General features: G+C 66.3%; 15 protein-coding genes, 1 tRNA gene and 1 pseudogene. 11 read left to right on the top strand and 6 right to left on the bottom strand.

Annotated elements, in window-relative coordinates; all coding sequences use genetic code 11:
• Window positions 1–10: 10 nt before the first annotated feature.
• A pseudogene (locus K9D25_RS01705) lies at window positions 11–673 on the top strand (recombinase family protein); the annotation flags it as partial.
• Window positions 674–922: 249 nt separating this feature from the next.
• Here the strand turns inward: K9D25_RS01705 and K9D25_RS01700 are convergent.
• Entirely contained in the window at window positions 923–1,105 is a 183-nt protein-coding gene (locus K9D25_RS01700) for a hypothetical protein (protein ID WP_244378652.1), read from the bottom strand.
• Between the two features lie 144 nt (window positions 1,106–1,249).
• Window positions 1,250–1,326: transfer RNA gene (locus K9D25_RS01695), tRNA-Arg, on the bottom strand.
• 206 nt (window positions 1,327–1,532) lie between these two features.
• Between K9D25_RS01695 and K9D25_RS01690 the strand changes: the two genes are divergently transcribed.
• The 5 genes from K9D25_RS01690 to K9D25_RS01670 are packed head-to-tail and all read left to right on the top strand — an operon-like array spanning window position 1,533 to window position 4,568.
• On the top strand, window positions 1,533–1,928 hold the full coding sequence (locus K9D25_RS01690) for a transposase (protein WP_244378650.1): 396 nt from the start codon (window positions 1,533–1,535) through the stop codon (window positions 1,926–1,928).
• Window positions 1,925–2,272: an IS66 family insertion sequence element accessory protein TnpB gene (gene tnpB / locus K9D25_RS01685; protein ID WP_244378641.1), complete on the top strand. Its 348-nt coding sequence runs from the start codon at window positions 1,925–1,927 to the stop codon at window positions 2,270–2,272. The genes K9D25_RS01690 and tnpB overlap by 4 nt, the downstream gene beginning before the upstream one ends.
• A gap of 55 nt (window positions 2,273–2,327) precedes the next feature.
• A complete protein-coding gene (gene tnpC, locus K9D25_RS01680) occupies window positions 2,328–3,953 on the top strand; it encodes an IS66 family transposase (RefSeq protein WP_432207932.1) in 1,626 nt (541 codons plus the stop codon).
• Window positions 3,950–4,426: a plasmid pRiA4b ORF-3 family protein gene (locus K9D25_RS01675; protein ID WP_244376038.1), complete on the top strand. Its 477-nt coding sequence runs from the start codon at window positions 3,950–3,952 to the stop codon at window positions 4,424–4,426. Before tnpC ends, K9D25_RS01675 begins: the two co-directional genes overlap by 4 nt.
• Entirely contained in the window at window positions 4,329–4,568 is a 240-nt protein-coding gene (locus K9D25_RS01670) for an IS1096 element passenger TnpR family protein (RefSeq protein ID WP_347881449.1), read from the top strand. Before K9D25_RS01675 ends, K9D25_RS01670 begins: the two co-directional genes overlap by 98 nt.
• A gap of 111 nt (window positions 4,569–4,679) precedes the next feature.
• On the opposite strand, the gene K9D25_RS01665 is transcribed toward K9D25_RS01670, so the two are convergent.
• Together K9D25_RS01665 and K9D25_RS01660 are read right to left on the bottom strand one after the other, a co-directional pair.
• Window positions 4,680–5,504, bottom strand: coding sequence for a DUF429 domain-containing protein (locus tag K9D25_RS01665; RefSeq protein ID WP_244378638.1), 825 nt, complete (start codon window positions 5,502–5,504; stop codon window positions 4,680–4,682).
• Between the two features lie 185 nt (window positions 5,505–5,689).
• Entirely contained in the window at window positions 5,690–6,922 is a 1,233-nt protein-coding gene (locus K9D25_RS01660; protein WP_244378636.1) for a glycine hydroxymethyltransferase, read from the bottom strand.
• 93 nt (window positions 6,923–7,015) lie between these two features.
• Here K9D25_RS01660 and K9D25_RS01655 point away from each other — a divergent pair, with 93 nt between their 5' ends.
• Together K9D25_RS01655 and K9D25_RS01650 are read left to right on the top strand one after the other, a co-directional pair.
• On the top strand, window positions 7,016–7,861 hold the full coding sequence (locus K9D25_RS01655) for a HesA/MoeB/ThiF family protein (protein WP_432207906.1): 846 nt from the start codon (window positions 7,016–7,018) through the stop codon (window positions 7,859–7,861).
• Window positions 7,862–8,185: 324 nt separating this feature from the next.
• Window positions 8,186–8,437, top strand: a complete 252-nt coding sequence (locus K9D25_RS01650; RefSeq protein WP_244378634.1) for a hypothetical protein — start codon at window positions 8,186–8,188, stop codon at window positions 8,435–8,437.
• Window positions 8,438–9,360: 923 nt separating this feature from the next.
• On the opposite strand, the gene K9D25_RS01645 is transcribed toward K9D25_RS01650, so the two are convergent.
• Window positions 9,361–10,362: a 2-hydroxyacid dehydrogenase gene (locus K9D25_RS01645; RefSeq protein WP_244378632.1), complete on the bottom strand. Its 1,002-nt coding sequence runs from the start codon at window positions 10,360–10,362 to the stop codon at window positions 9,361–9,363.
• A gap of 296 nt (window positions 10,363–10,658) precedes the next feature.
• On the opposite strand from K9D25_RS01645, the gene K9D25_RS01640 reads away from it, so the two are divergent.
• Complete coding sequence (locus K9D25_RS01640; protein ID WP_244450762.1) at window positions 10,659–11,159, top strand: SH3 domain-containing protein; 501 nt, start codon at window positions 10,659–10,661, stop codon at window positions 11,157–11,159.
• Between the two features lie 25 nt (window positions 11,160–11,184).
• Here the strand turns inward: K9D25_RS01640 and K9D25_RS01635 are convergent, their stop codons facing one another.
• Window positions 11,185–12,036 carry a DMT family transporter gene (locus K9D25_RS01635; RefSeq protein WP_244378630.1) on the bottom strand — a complete coding sequence of 284 codons (852 nt, stop codon included), beginning with the start codon at window positions 12,034–12,036 and terminating at the stop codon, window positions 11,185–11,187.
• Between the two features lie 112 nt (window positions 12,037–12,148).
• Between K9D25_RS01635 and K9D25_RS01630 the strand changes: the two genes are divergently transcribed.
• Window positions 12,149–13,546 carry a PLP-dependent aminotransferase family protein gene (locus K9D25_RS01630; RefSeq protein ID WP_244378628.1) on the top strand — a complete coding sequence of 466 codons (1,398 nt, stop codon included), beginning with the start codon at window positions 12,149–12,151 and terminating at the stop codon, window positions 13,544–13,546.
• A 411-nt stretch (window positions 13,547–13,957) separates the two neighbouring features.
• Complete coding sequence (locus K9D25_RS01625) at window positions 13,958–14,140, top strand: hypothetical protein (protein ID WP_244378626.1); 183 nt, start codon at window positions 13,958–13,960, stop codon at window positions 14,138–14,140.
• Window positions 14,141–14,986 lie beyond the last annotated feature (846 nt).

Here is a 14,986-nt window from a genome sequence, read left to right as displayed (position 1 = left end):
TACCCAGATCATGACGCTGTTTGACGAGTACCAGTCGAAGGAAAATGCGAAGCACACCCTGCGGGCGATGAAGGAGAATGCCCGTCAGGGCTATTGGAACGGCTCACGCCCACCGATCGGCTACCGCATCGTGATCGCCGGCCAGCGCGGCTCCAAGGTCAAGAAGAAGCTGGAGATCGATCCGATCCATGCCGACACGGTCCGGCTGATCTACAGGCTGGCCCTGACGGGTGATCCGCAGCGCAACGGCAGCCCGATGGGGATCAAATCGATCACCGCTTACCTCAATGAGCGAAACATCCGCACCCGCGATGGCGGGCGCTGGGGGATCGCTTCCGTCCATCAGATCCTGACCCGAACCACCTATATCGGGAAGCATCGGTTCAACACCCGGGACCACAAGAGCCGAGCCCCCAAACCGGAAGCCGAGCACGCGATTGCCCAGGTCCCTTCGATCATCACAGAGGCTGAATTCCGTGCCGTGCAGGCGAACCTCAAGGCGCGAAGCCCGCAATGGACGCCGCCACGCGAGGTGAGCGGCCCGACACTTCTGACGGGCATCTGCTTCTGCGCCAGCTGCGGTGGCGCTATGACGCTCCGGACCGGCAAGGGCAGTTCCGGCGGCATGTATCGCTACTACGCCTGTTCGACGACAGCGCGCATGGGCAAGACCGGCTGCAAGGGTCTTGCCGTCCGTATGGACCGGCTTGACCGAGCCGTCATCGATCATCTGGAGCGGCGCATCCTCGACCCCGAACGCCTTTCCGTCCTTATGGAACAACTTATCGACCGGCGCGAGGAATGGGTCGAGCGGCGGCGCAACCACATCACCGAGCTCAACAAGCGGGCGACGGAGGCCGAGGCCAAGCTGAAGCGCCTTTATGAGGCGATCGAAAACGGCCTCATCAACATGGCCGATCTCTCATTTAAGGACCGCATCGCCGAACTGACCGCGATTCGCGACCAGGCCCAGGCCGACGCCGAGCGCGCGCAAGCGGCTGTGGAGAGGACTGGCCCGAAGGTCACCGCTGAAAGCTTGAAGCGCTTTTCCGAGGTCGCCCGCGCCAAGCTGCGCACCGAGACCGGCGAGTATCACCGCGATCACCTTCGCGCGCTCGCGCAGCGCATCGAGGTGGTGAGCAAGTCGGAGATTCGGCTCATGGGAAATAAATCGGACCTTCTGCGCACGTTGGCTGCCGCATCAAGCGTAGGAGCGGCGGCGAACGGCGTTCGCAGTTTTGTACCGAAGTGGCGCACCCGGCACGATTCGAACGTGCGACCTCTGCCTTCGGAGGGCAGCGCTCTATCCAGCTGAGCTACGGGTGCCTGGGCGCGAGGAATGCGCCTGTGCCGCGTCTTCATAATCGAAGCGCCGGCCCCCGGCAACGGGGGCGCGGGAGGTTTCATGGGGAGAGGGGGCAGGATCTCGGTACCCCTCCGCTGCGGGCCGCCTTGCGTGATGTAGGCGAGGTGCCCAGCCTTTCGGTCCTCTGATCTGGCAGTAGTGCCAGCAGCGGTGCTGGAGAAGGACGGTGGACGCAGAAGAGACCTATGTACGGCGTCGGCGCTGGAGTTGGGCCGAGAAGCGAGCGGTCGTTGAAGAGGCGGCCGCGAGCGGCAACGTCATCGAGACGGCGAAGCGCCATGGCATCCAGGCGCAGCAGATTTATCGATGGCGCGAACGCCTTTCCGAACGGATGGAACCTGCAGGGTTTGCGGCAGTGTCAGTTATTGATCCACCGAAGGCTCTTCCAGCACCGATGCCGGGTATGGATCGTCTGGAGGGATGTTCCACATCCAGCACTGCCCACACCGACACTCGGATCGAGATCGCGTCGGCTGGAGGTGTGACGGTTAGCCTGCCTGTCGGGTCCTCAGCGGAGTTCGTGGTGGCGATTGCTGGCGGGCTATCGCGAGGCCGGCGATGATCCCAGTTCCAAGCGGGGTTCGGGTGTGGCTGGCGACGGGCCACACGGATATGAGGAAGGGCTTCGCGGGTCTGGCATTGCAGGTCCAGGAAGTTCTACGGCGCGATCCCCATTGCGGGCACCTGTTCGTATTCCGGGGCAAGCGCGGCGATCTGGTGAAGGTGATCTGGCATGACGGCCAGGGCGCCTGCCTGTTCTCGAAGCGGCTGGAGCGGGGTGGTTTTCTGTGGCCGTCTCCGGCCGACGGCATGGTGACGATCACCCCTGCGCAGCTCGGCTATCTGCTGGAAGGCATAGACTGGCGGCATCCGCAGAGGACGTGGCGACCGGGCGCATCGGGGTAATTTGGGCGTGGCACAGGAGCGGCGGATATGATTCCATCGCCCTATGTCGAGCCCGATGGATCCTTTGCCGAGCGACCTTGCCGCGGCCCACGCCATGATCCTGGCGGAGCGTAGCGCGCGGCTGGAAGCCGAGGCGACCGTCGCCCGGGAGCGCGCTGCGAACAGCAGCACGGATGCCCTCATCGCGCGGCTGAAGCTGGAGATCGAGAAGCTCCGGCGCGAGCTTTACGGCACGCGCTCGGAGCGCAAGGCACGGCTGCTCGACCAGCTGGAGATGCAGCTCGAGGACCTGGAGGCTGACGCCACCGAAGACGAACTGGCCGCGGAAGCCGCAGCACAAACGGCCAATGTGGCGTCCTTCGAGCGCAAGCGGCCGGCACGCAAGCCGTTCCCTGATCATCTCCCGCGTGAGCGCGTCATCGTCGCCGCACCCGAGAGCTGCCCGTGCTGCGGATCCGGCAGACTGGTGAAGCTCGGGGAAGATATCACCGAGACGCTGGAGGTGATCCCGCGCCAGTGGAAGGTGATCCAGACGGTGCGCGAGCGCTTCTCCTGCCGGGCCTGCGAGGCGGTGACCCAGGCGCCGGCGCCGTTCCACGTCATCCCGCGCGGCCATGTCGGGCCGAACCTGCTGGCTATGGTGCTGTTCGAGAAGTTCGGCCAGCACCAGCCTCTGAACCGGCAGAGCGAGCGCTATGCTCGCGAGGGCATCGATCTGCCGCTGTCGACGCTGGCCGATCATGTCGGCGCCTGCGCCGCAGCGCTGCACCCGTTGCACGTGCTGCTCGAGCGCCATGTCATGGCGGCAGATCGCCTGCATGGCGACGACACGCCGGTGCCGATCCTGGCGAAGGGCACGACCGACACCGGTCGAGCCTGGGTGTATGTGCGCGACGATCGGCCCTTCGGCGGCGCCGATCCGCCGGCGGTGTTGTTCCGGGCATCACGCGACCGCTCGGGCGAACACCCGCAAGAGCATCTGACGCACTTCACCGGCAGCCTGCAGGCCGACGCCTATGCCGGTTACAATCGCCTGCTCGCTCCCGACCGCCAGCCGGGGCCGATCGTCGAGGCCCTGTGCTGGGCTCATGCACGCCGCAAGTTATTCGAGCTCGCCGACATCGCGGCGAACCGCCGGCGTGGGCGTAACGCCGCACCGATCTCACCGATTGCCTTCGAGGCCGTCGCCCGCATCGACGCGCTGTTCGACATGGAGCGTGAGATCAATGGCCTGAGTGCCGATCAGCGCCGAGCCGTTCGCCAGGAGCGCAGCGCTCCTCTCGTCGCCGAGCTTGAGGTTTGGATGCGCGAGCATCGCGCCAGGCTCTCCCGCCATGCACCTGTCGCCCAGGCCATGGACTACATGCTGCGGCGCTGGGACGCCTTCGCCCGCTTCCTCGATGACGGACACGTCTGCCTCACGAACAATGCGGCAGAACGGGCGCTGCGCGGCATCGCCCTCGGCCGCAAGGCCTGGCTGTTCGCCGGTTCCGACCGCGGCGCCGAGCGCGCCGCCGTCATGTACAGCCTGATCGGGACCGCCCGGCTCAACGACATCGATCCGCAGGCCTGGCTCGCTGACGTGCTCGCTCGCATCGCAGACATGCCGCAGAACCGGCTCGCCGAGCTGCTGCCCTGGAACTGGCATGCGGCGCGAGAGCCCGGGAGTCTCGCGGCATGAGCCATGTCGATCGGATCGCTCGCCTGAAGATCGAACTGGATGACTGGCAGCCCACCATCTGGCGCCGTGTCGAGGTGCCGCTCACCTCGTCGCTCAAGGCCTTGCACGACGTCATCCAGGCCGTCATGCCGTTCGAGGACACTCACCTGTTCGAGTTCCGCGCCGGCGGGCAGCGCTTTGCCATCCCCGATCCAGAATGGGACAGCCTGCGCGACAGGACCTATTCCGCCAAGACGTTGAGGCTCGGCGCTCTCATCGACCGCAGCATCACCGAGTTCAGCTACACCTATGACTTCGGCGACGACTGGCGGCACACGATCACGATCGAGGCGACCACCGCAGCCGATCCCGCCACGGATTATCCCCGTTACCTCGATGGTGCCCACCGTGCACCACCCGAGGATGTCGGCGGGCATCCCCGGCTTCAAGCTCTTCCTCGAAGCCATCGCCGATCCAACCCACGAGGAGCATGACGAGCTCATGCGCTGGTACGGGGCGCCGTTCGATCCGGCTCTCATCGACGAGGACCTCATCCGCGCCCGCATCGCAAGGCTCGCCCGACGCCGCGCAATCGGCAAAGCCGCGTTCGCCAAGAGCCGTGGTCAAATCAACTGATCAGGCCGATAACCCCCGTGGCCCTCGCCGGGGGGGTACGTATCTCGCATTGCCTCCTGCGGCAAAGGTCGCGCGTTCGAATCGTGCCGGGTGCGTGCCGGCCGGGCGGGCCTAACGCAACAGACCGTCGACCGGAACGCGATAGCGCAGAGCCGCAGCTTCCAGGCGCGCCCTGGCGTCGGTTGTGGCCGGCGCGATCATGTAGCCCGTTTCGAGGTCGCCTATCATGATCGATTGATGGCGCGGCGCCGCCAGCCAGTGAAAGCCGACGATGGCACATAGGACAGCATCCAGCTTGTCCTGATCGGCCTTGGCGGGCCTCTCAATCAAGCCCAGCTGAGCGATCCAGCGACTGACGCTCTCGATCTCATTGGAATCGCCATAGCGGATCAACGCGGCCATCAGAGCTTGCCAGTCCGACAGACGGAATGTCTTCCGCCGAGCCGGGTTATAGCGTGGACCGAGCAGCCGGCCGAAGAATGCCGCCTCGAGCGAGGCGATCGCGAGCGCCGGGAAGACCTCGATGAGGTAGCGGCCCGATGTGGCCGACCGCGCCTGCTCCGGGTCTTCAATGGCGTCCAGCTTGGAAAGGAAGGGCCACAGCGGTGCCGCATCATCGAACATGCCGATCTTGGAGCGGTTGGCGGGCTGCACGCCACCGCCGAGCCAGGAGATGAGCGAGGCAGCTACCCGATCAACCGGTCGCAGGCTTGTGAGGTTCGGAACGATCGTCGGTTGATCGAGGGCGACGAGACAGCGATCACCCATCGCGCTCTCCGCCCTGATGAAGCTGAGGGCGTCAGCGAAGGAGGCGAGGCGTGGTTCGATGAGTTCGCGATGGCCACGCTCGTCGATGCGGATGCTGCAGATCGCGCCCGGCGCATCGGGCTTGTCCGTCCAGGCAGAGTCGAAGCCTATGACACAGGTGGAGGGCACGCCTTTCTTCCCCTGGGCGCGCGGCCTTGCCTTATCGCGACACCGGCCACGCTTCCCTTGCCAAGGGTAGGCGGCCAGGTGGTGAATGCGCAAGCTGAGCAGCGCCGTGCCCCAAGCTGGATTAATGCGTGTCTGAGCTCCGGGTGCCAGGCGACGAGGGCGGGGGCCGCAGGGAGAGCCGCCGCCTAGGCCGCGCGCGCGCCGGCGAGCAGCGACTCGATCCGCGCGGGCAGGGCCGCTACGCCGGCGGGATTAAGCTCCACGCCCGCCGTGTCCGCCCGCAGCGCAGCGGCGAGGAGGTCGGCGACCAAAGCCATGTCCGCCGCATCGAGCCCCAGCGTGGCGAGAAACTGCGTGCCGACCCGCAGCGCGCTGCGCCCCGGCCGGGTGATGTCGGGGCACAGGCCGACAATGATGCCGACCTCCGCCAGTGCCGCCACCAGCGCGCGCGGTTCGGCCGAGGGCGCGACAGGGATCAGCATCTGGTGCGTATGGCCCGCCTCCGGCGCGATCACCGGCAGGCCGCGCGCGCGGCAGGCCTGCGCGAGGGCGGCGGTGTTGGCCACCACGCGCCCGGCATAATCCGCCGCCCCGGCGCGCATGTCGGTGAGCAGGCGCAGCAGCGGCGGCAGCAGGGCGGCGTTATAATTGGCGAGGAAGCGGGCATCGAGCAGCCGCGCCAGCGCCTCGCCCTGCGCCGGATCGCGGCCGAGGATAAGCCCGTGCGGCAGGCCCGGCAGGGTCTTGTAGGTCGAGGTGACCAGCACATCGACCCCCGCCGCCAGCGGGTTGGGGTAGGTGCCGCCCGCGATCAGCCCGGCGACATGCGAGGCGTCGAACACCGTCGTCGCCCCCACCGCGCGCGCCGCCGCCACCACGGGGGCGATGTCGTCCGCCCGAACCATCACGCTGCGCCCGAGCATCACGAGGCGCGGCCGCCGCGCCTCCACCAGCCGCGCGGCGCCTGTCGCGTCGAGGCACAGGCCGGCGGCATCGAAGGGCAGTTCCTCGCAGATGAGTCCGGCAAGCTCTGGCGTGCCGCCGCGCCGCTGGCTCAGATGCCCGCCCTGCGCCTTGTCAGGCGCCAGCATCACATCGCCCGGGCGAGCGAAGGCGTGAAAGACAGCGAGATTGCACAGGGTGGCGCTCGGCAGGCGCGGCTCGGCCCAGACGGCGCCGAACAGCGCGCAGGCTTCCGCCCGGATGGCCACCTCGAACTGCGAGACGATCTCGGTGCCGGGCTGCTCCTTGTCGAAGCTCGGGCCCATGGAGGGCATGGCGCCGAGGCCCGGCGCAAACGCCGCCAGCACGTCCGGGGAGGGCAGGTTGGCGCCGGCATAGAGCACCAGCCGCGCGCGGGTCAGCGTCTCGGCGTGGCGGGCGGCGGCGGCGAAGAGTGCGTCATGGTCCGGGGTCATGGCGGGGAGATAGCCGCTAATCGCCGCCCGGCCAATGCTTCCTCGCCACGCAGAGTGTGGCGGGTGGGCGGCGGGTTGTTATATAGCTCGGCCATGACCGACACACCCGCCGCCTCTGCCCCGCCGCGCGCGCCTTTGTTCTCCCCCGAGGAGGTGGAGCGCTATGCCCGCCATCTCGTGCTGGCCGAAATCGGTGGGCCGGGCCAGCAGAAGCTGAAAAAGGCGCGGATGCTGGTCGTGGGCGCGGGTGGTCTCGGCGCGCCGGCGCTGATGTATCTCGCCGCCGCCGGGGTCGGCCATCTCACGGTCATCGACGATGACGAGGTATCGCTGTCGAATTTGCAGCGTCAGGTCATCCACACGACCCAGGCCATCGGCCGGCGCAAGACCGAGAGCGCGGGCGCGTTCATCGCCGCGCTCAACCCGCATGTGGGGTTCGAGGGGATCACGGCGCGGCTGACGGCGGAAAACGCGCTGGCGCTGGTGGGCAAGGCCGATGTGGTGATCGACGGCTCGGATAATTTTTCCACCCGCTATCTCGTCTCGGATGCCTGCGCGCTGGCGGGCCGGCCGCTCGTCTCCGCCGCGCTGGGGCGTTTTGATGCCACGGTGACGACGCTGCGCCCGCATGAGAAGGGGCCGGACGGCACGCCGAACCCGACCTATCGCTGCCTGTTCCCGGAGCCGCCGCCGGCCGGCCTGGTGCCCAGCTGCGCCGAGGCCGGCATTCTCGGCGCGGTGGCCGGGGTGGCCGGCACGCTGGTGGCGCTGGAAGCGGCGCGCGCCGTGGTCGGCTTCGGCGAGGGGCTGGTCGGGCGGCTGCTGATGATCGACACCCTCACCATGCGCTTCGAGACGCTGAGCTATGGCTGGGACCCGGACAACCCGCTGACCGGGGAGAACCCGACGATCAAGGATCTGTCAGGGCATAGGCGCTGAAGCGCCGCTCACTGCATGACGTCGAGGGGGCGTCATCCCGGCCGAGCGGAGAGTGGCCATCTGCGGGAGAGCTATGTCATCGGTTGCCGAACTGAAGTTGACGTTAGGCAAAGGGGGCGTTCTCTATCGTCGCGCTATTGAGCAGAGAGATCGGGTATGAGGTTGCCTTTGCTCTGAATATTACTACTATTCTCAGGTATTGCATGGGCGGGCGAGATCGCCCCTCTGAATTCAGCCTCGCTGTTTTCACAGAAGCGGGCTGTTTGCTCAGGGCCCTACAGCCGCCTTCGCGCCAAGATTATTCACCGCTTTGAAGGATGTTCCATGAGCAAGGACGAATATCTCATTATCTATCCAATTCCCAGTCTTGTCTCCACTCTAATCAGCCGGGAGCGAACCAAGGGAAGCCCTTTGACTGAGGAAGAGGTGATCGAAATCCGCGACAATTGTGAAGCGGTTGCTGTTCCGCCCGACGTTGCCCGGAAGATCGATGAAGCACGAGGTTACCTCGATATCGATCCCGAAAATTGCTGGGAGGAGTGGCAACGAGCCCGAAAAGAGCTGATGGACAGTTAAGTGCCAGTTCCCCATCCGACTATCGAATTTTCGTACAGGCTCTGAGGCGGCGCCGGCGAGGAACGGACATGCGTTGCCGGACAGGGTGTTCGCACACACTCATCGTGGCAGCGGCGCGCGATGGTCGCGAAGCGCCCAGAGGCGCGTGCAACTAGCGTTTCTTGTGCTCTCTTATGAATGTCTTGAGTGAAGCTCGGAAAATTTCGTAATCGGCCTTGGTTGTAGTGTGTTGAGTTGATATGATATTTACGTTATTGAAATTTTTATCGAAAAAACTGAATAAGTATTCGCCATTATTCTCCTGAACATCGAACGCAAAGGGGCCATCCAGAAAGGATAAGGTTCCGAGGGATCCATATTTGTCTAGCCCCTGACTCCACGACAGGGGCGTGTCTTCGATATCCATCCAGCCCAATTGCGGGAAATATTCTCCATCGAACTCGAAATAAAGCTCTACGGTCTTTGGGGAAACATCCTTTCGGCTCCGAACCGTCAGTCTCAGTGTTTGAGTCGTCATTGCCGCGCCTCATCCCCGTTTATGTCGTCCTTATCCCCCGAGAAATGCTCGGTGAATAGACATGCGAAGGCGTCGCGATCTGTCGGGGGCGGCGCATAGGCGCTGAAGCGGCGCTTCCCGCATGGCTTCAGGCTGGCGTCATCCCGGCCGAGCGGCGCGAGAGCCGGGATCGGGTTGTTGAGGGCGTGCGATCATTCGGCGCGATCCCGGATGGGCCTTCGGCCGTCCGGGATGACGATCGAGCCGACCCGGCCAATCCCGTCATGCTGAGGTGCGCGCGCAGCGCGCCTCGAAGCACGCAGATGCGAGGGGTGAAAGCCGATTGCGCTGGCGCGAGGCCTCTCCTCGGCCCCGGATCAGCGCCGCGCGGGGTGCGGCGTGTCCGGGGAACGCGCCCGCCCCCGCCCTACAGCATCGCCGGCAGCACCCGGTCTGGCGGGCGGTGGCCGTCCATGAACGCCTTGATGTTGACGATCACCTTCTCGCCGGTGTCGACGCGGGCCTCCACCGTGGCCGAGCCCATATGCGGCAGCAGCACCACCTTGCCCGCGCGGGCGAGCTTGAGCAGCTTCGGGCTCACCGCCGGCTCGCGCTCGAACACGTCGAGCCCGGCGCCGGCGATCTCGCCCTGCTCGATCATGCGGATCAGCGCATGCTCGTCGATCACCTCGCCGCGCGCGGTGTTGACGATATAGGCGTCGCGCCGCACCAGCTTCAGCCGGCGGGCGGAGAGCAGGTGGAAGGTGGCCGGCGTGTGCGGGCAGTTGATGGAGAGAATGTCCATCCGCGCCAGCATCTGGTCGAGGCTGTCCCAATAGGTCGCCTCCAGCTCCTCCTCGATCTGCGCGGGGAGGGGGCGGCGGTTGTGGTAGTGGATCTGCAGGCCGAAGGCGCGGGCGCGGCGCGCCACCGCCTGGCCGATGCGGCCCATGCCGATGATGCCGAGCCGCTTGCCCCAGATGCGGTGGCCGAGCATCCAGGTCGGCGACCAGCCGGGCCAAGCGCCGTCATCGCTGGTGATGAGCGCGGCCCCCTCGGTGAGCCGGCGCGGCACGGCGAGAATCAGCGCCATGGTCATGTCGGCGGTGTCCTCGGTAAGGACGCCGGGCGTGTTGGTGATGGTGATGCCGCGCTCCGTGGCGGCGGTGACATCGATATGATCGACGCCATTGCCGAAATTGGCGATCAGCTTGAGGTTCGGCCCGGCCGCCTCGATGACACGGGCGTCGATGCGGTCGCAAATGGCCGGCACCAGCACATCGGCGGTGGCGACGGCCTCGGCGAGCGCGGCCGGGCTCATCGGCACGTCGTCGACATTGAGCCGCGCATCGAACAATTCGCGCATGCGGGTTTCGATCTTGTCGGGCAGCTTGCGCGTCACGACGACCAGCGGCTTCCTGCGGGCCATGTTGCTCCCCGTACAAATCACCGTGCGGTCAAGCTCCCGTTAACGCTACGGGCCCCACACTCGCGCCAAAACCGGGCGAGCCGTTCCTTAGCAGACAGGTCCGGGAAACACAAAAATGCACCGATTGGCGGTGCAGGCGTGTTTCCACGGTCGCGCTGCGCGACAGCGCCGCCCGATGGCGAAGGATGATTGAGACGATGCGTGACAACAAGCTTCGAGGCCGAACGAAGCTGCCGATGACGATTGCCGTGCTGGCCGGTCTGGCCTCACTGTCCACCTCACTGCACTCACCGGTCATGGCGCAGGAGGCGGCGCAGGAGGGGGCGAAGGACGCCGCGCCGGCCGACGCGGCGGGGCCGGTGGGGCGTACCAGCGGCCTGCCCGTGCCGCGTTTCGTCAGCCTCAAAGCCGACAAGGTGAATGTCCGCTCCGGCCCCACCCGCGACCATGGCGTCGCCTGGGTGTTCACCCGCGCCGGTCTACCCGTTGAAATCACGGCCGAATTTGAGACCTGGCGACGTATCCGCGATTCCGACGGGGCCGAGGGGTGGGTGTACCATTCCATGCTGTCGGGCCGGCGCACCGCGCTGGTCAATCCGTGGAAGGCGGGCGAAGAGGTCTCCCTCTATGCCGAGCCCTCCGCCAAATCGCCCGTCCGCGCCCGGCTGGAAGCCGGTGTTCTCGGCAAGGTCGAACATTGCGACGGCAAATGGTGCCGCTTCTTCGACAATGGCTTCGATGGTTTCATCGAGCAGGAGCGCCTCTGGGGCGTCTATCCCGGCGAAAAACTGGAGTAAAGGCAAGGCGTTAGGCATTGCCGCCTCAGGCGAAGCGCCGCGCGCCCGCCACGCACAGCACAACGAGCAGCGTCGCCGCGATCATGGTGGACGAGACCTGCTCGCCCACCAAGAACGCCGCCAAAGCCAGCCCGAAGAAGGGCTGAAGCAGCTGCAGCTGGCCCACCGCCGCGATGCCGCCCAGCGCCAGCCCGCGATACCAGAAGACGAATCCGACCAGCATGCTGAACACCGAGACATAGGCGAGGCCCGCCCAGGCGGCGGCGGTCACCGGCGCCAGCGTTTCCGGCCGCGTTGCCACCGCCACGGCCAGCATCAGCGGCAACGCCAGCAACAGCGCCCAGGAAATCACCTGCCAGCCGCCGAGACGGCGCGACAGCCGGGCCCCCTCGGCATAGCCGAGCCCGCACAGCAGCACCGCCCCGACCATGAGCAGGTCGCCGACAACCGAGCTCGGCACCCCATTGCCCAGCGCGAAGCCGGCGACGGTGGCTGCCCCGACGACGGAGAACAGCCAGAAGGCCGGCTTCGGCCGCTCGCCGCCGCGCAGCACGCCGAACAGCGCTGTCGCCAGCGGCAGCAGCCCGATGAAGACGATGGAGCGCGCGGCGGTGATGTGTTCCAGTGCCAGGGCGGTAAGCAGCGGAAACCCGATCACCACCCCGGCCGCCACCACCGTCAGCGGCCCGATATCTGCGCGTGCGGGCCGCTTCTGCGGCAGCAGGAGCAGCAGGCCGGCGCCCAGCAGTGCGGCGATGACGGCGCGCGCAGAGGTGAGGAACAGCGGCGTGAAGCCGCTGACGGCGATGCGCGTCGCCGGCAGCGAGCCGCTGAAGATGATCACGCCGATCAGTCCGCTCCACCATCCCCGCGCCACATCAGGCTCCTTTTCTCGACAGCTCTCCTCCTAAGCGCGGAAGGATGGCGCTGACAGCCACGGTTCCGTATGATGGAGCCGAACAGTGAGGGCATACGGAGCCATACAGTTGATGCCGCCCGAGGTTCCATCGGCTCCGTCCGCCGGGCGCACGGAAACGGTGGTGCTGGCGATCCGGCGCCTGATCGCCACCCAGTCCCTGCTGCCGGGGGACAAGCTGCCCTCCATCCGCAAGCTGGCGCGGGAGAAGGCGGTTTCGCCCTCCACCGTGGTCGAGGCCTATGACCGTCTCGCCGCCGAGGGGCTGATCCGCCCCCGCGCCGGATCGGGGTTTTATGTCGCGGCCGGCGCCCCGCCCGGGCGGGCAGGCGATACGCACGCGCCGCTCGACCGCGCCGTCGATCCTTTCTGGGTCTCCCGGCAATCGCTGGATGCCGGAAGGGAGATGCTCCGGCCCGGCTGCGGCTGGCTCCCGCCCGACTGGATGCCGCTCGCCGCCATCCGCCGTGCGCTGCGCGCGGCGGCGAAGACGGCGGATGCCACACTGGTGGAATACGGCTCCACCCGCGGCTCACCGGCTCTGCGCCGGCTGCTGGCCCGCCCTTTCGCCGCCGAGGGAATCGAAGCCAGTCCCGAGAACCTGTTGCTGACCAGTTCCGGCACGCAGGCCATCGACCTCATCTGCCGCCATCTGCTGCGGCCGGGCGATGCGGTGCTGGTGGACGACCCCTGCTATTTCAATTTTCGCGCGCTGCTTCAGGCACATGCGGTGCGCATTGTCGGCGTAACCTATACACCTTCCGGTCCCGACATCGCCCGGTTCGAGGAGGCGCTCGCCCTCCACCGGCCGCGCCTCTATCTCACCAATGCCGCGCTGCATAATCCCACGGGCGCCAGCCTGTCGCCGCGCACCGCCCATCAGCTTCTCGCCGCGGCCGCCGCTCATGACCTCACCATCGTCGAGGACGAGATCTTCGCCGATTTCGAGCCGGAACGCTCGGTGCGCCTGGCCGCCCTCGACGGGCTGAACCGGGTGATCCGCGTCGGCAGCTTCTCCAAGACGCTCTCGGCGTCGATCCGCTGCGGCTACATCGCCGCCCGGCCGGACCTCGCCGAGGCACTGGTCGACCTGCAATTGGCCACGGGCTTTGGCGGCCCGAGCCCGCTTGCCGCCGAACTTGTGTTCCGCACCCTCAGCGACGGTAGCTATTACCGTCATCTCGGCAGCCTTCAGGGCCGGCTGACGCGCCGCCGCCGCGAGGCCATCGCCGCACTGGCCACATGCGACGTGCATCCGTGGACGCAGCCCCGGGGCGGCTTCTATCTTTGGTGCCGGCTACCGCGTGCCACCGATGCGTCCGAACTGGCGCAGCGCGGGCTGCGGGAAGGCATCGTCCTCGCGCCGGGCAATGTCTTCAGCGTCAGCCGCACGGCGGCGGATTTCGTGCGCTTCAACGTTACCCAGATGCCCCCCGAGGTTCTGGCCTTTCTGCGGCGCGCGCTTGGCTAATGAAATCGCCGCCCGGCGCATCGCGAAGGTGCCATGGGTGTCGGCATTCAGTTTGTGTTGACATTGCCGCCGCCGGCGAATGCGCCAGAACAAGCGTTGGATGCCAACGGGTGGCGTCAGCCCCAAAACGAAAAAGCCGCCAAAACACTTTGGTTTCAGCGGCTTTTCGGTGGTCTCCGGACGGTCTCGGACGGTCAAATGGTGCCCAGGAGAGGACCGAGCGGCGACGCACGATAATCGTTGAAATATAAGGCTTTCAAGCGGGCCCGTCCAGCGATTGTTACACATATCTGTAGCGCAGCGGCTCCTCGCCTTCTCTGCCGACGCTACGCATATGCAGAGTTTAAAGTTGTTGCGGCACAACCCGGCGTCACCATAATGGCGGGCGCAATGCGAACTAGGAGATTGCGCATGAACACCGCCACCACGTCTCCCACTGCCGCCGCTACGCCCTCCCTCCCGATGAACGACGCCGAGGCCATCGACTTCGCGCTCCGGCATGTGGAGGGATGGGAGGTTGCCACCTTCTTGGCCGACTGGCGCGAAGGCCGGAACATGGCCGGATGGCTCCCGCAAGCGGACGCCGAGGCGTAGGGGCAGGACCAACCGCCGGCGGAGTTAGGCTTACACTTGAAACAGAGACGGTCGGAAGCGCCGGCAGGGCGCGAAATTCTATCCCTCTTGAAGTCGCCTACCAGAGCGCTGCATCTCCGCAGCAATAGGCGTCTTCTTTAGAGCGAGATATGCGTGCTGCCAATTAGGTCCCTTCTTGAAAGGGCGGACGGCCAAACCCGATTTTGCCCTTCACCAACTTAGGTGCGGTCCATCGAGATTTAATTCCCTCCTTCTTGAAGGGCGTACCGGCCGGAATGGCTCAGGATGTCGCGAGCCAGTGGGATGGGCGGGCGGGATGGTGCCGATTGGGGCATGCCGCACATGACCAGTTAGGTGCCCCCTTGAAGCCGGCCTCAGCACAGTCCGCCAAATGTCTCTGGAGTTACCCTCCCTCTTGAAGGCAGGACAGCGCCAGTGTCGGAGAGGTCGCGGCCAATTAGGCTTCTTCTTGAAACCAGCACAACGCTGGCCTCCGGGCTGATTGTCGGAGTTACCCTTCTTCTAGAACCCCGAACGACGTGGACCCGGCGGCTCGTTCGCCAATTAGGCGCCCTCTTGAAGGGCGGCAGCGGCGCAGGTTGCGTGGGGCGCCATGAGGGCACGCCGAGAGGCATGGCGAGGAGGCCTGTTTCTGCTCCATGGCCGTACTCCCTCGGCGACCAAGAGGGGGCGGGACCGCTCCGCGCTGCTCCATGGTGGTGCTCCCTCGGTATCCACATGGGGGAGGCCGGGCCGTCCGCCATGGCCGCCCGTATTGCCGAAGGTCGATCCTGCCTCAAGTATCTACGGCGCAATACTTTTTCGCCTGAAACTAGGCAGTCGCGG

Source organism: Ancylobacter polymorphus, assembly GCF_022836935.1.
Classification (GTDB): domain Bacteria; phylum Pseudomonadota; class Alphaproteobacteria; order Rhizobiales; family Xanthobacteraceae; genus Ancylobacter; species Ancylobacter polymorphus_A.
The sequence above is the reverse complement of the archived record's forward strand: the minus strand, read 5'-3'. Positions and strand labels throughout refer to the sequence as shown.

Bases quoted from the DNA above. Each gene is read 5' to 3' on its own strand.
- tnpB (WP_244378641.1), top strand. From the start codon at position 1,925: ATGATCCCAGTTCCAAGCGGGGTTCGGGTGTGGCTGGCGACGGGCCAC.
- tnpC (WP_432207932.1), top strand. From the start codon at position 2,328: ATGGATCCTTTGCCGAGCGACCTTGCCGCGGCCCACGCCATGATCCTG.
- K9D25_RS01675 (WP_244376038.1), top strand. From the start codon at position 3,950: ATGAGCCATGTCGATCGGATCGCTCGCCTGAAGATCGAACTGGATGAC.
- K9D25_RS01670 (WP_347881449.1), top strand. From the start codon at position 4,329: ATGGTGCCCACCGTGCACCACCCGAGGATGTCGGCGGGCATCCCCGGC.
- K9D25_RS01660 (WP_244378636.1), bottom strand. From the start codon at position 6,922: ATGACCCCGGACCATGACGCACTCTTCGCCGCCGCCGCCCGCCACGCC.
- K9D25_RS01655 (WP_432207906.1), top strand. From the start codon at position 7,016: ATGACCGACACACCCGCCGCCTCTGCCCCGCCGCGCGCGCCTTTGTTC.
- K9D25_RS01650 (WP_244378634.1), top strand. From the start codon at position 8,186: ATGAGCAAGGACGAATATCTCATTATCTATCCAATTCCCAGTCTTGTC.
- K9D25_RS01645 (WP_244378632.1), bottom strand. From the start codon at position 10,362: ATGGCCCGCAGGAAGCCGCTGGTCGTCGTGACGCGCAAGCTGCCCGAC.
- K9D25_RS01640 (WP_244450762.1), top strand. From the start codon at position 10,659: ATGGCGCAGGAGGCGGCGCAGGAGGGGGCGAAGGACGCCGCGCCGGCC.
- K9D25_RS01630 (WP_244378628.1), top strand. From the start codon at position 12,149: ATGCCGCCCGAGGTTCCATCGGCTCCGTCCGCCGGGCGCACGGAAACG.
- K9D25_RS01625 (WP_244378626.1), top strand. From the start codon at position 13,958: ATGAACACCGCCACCACGTCTCCCACTGCCGCCGCTACGCCCTCCCTC.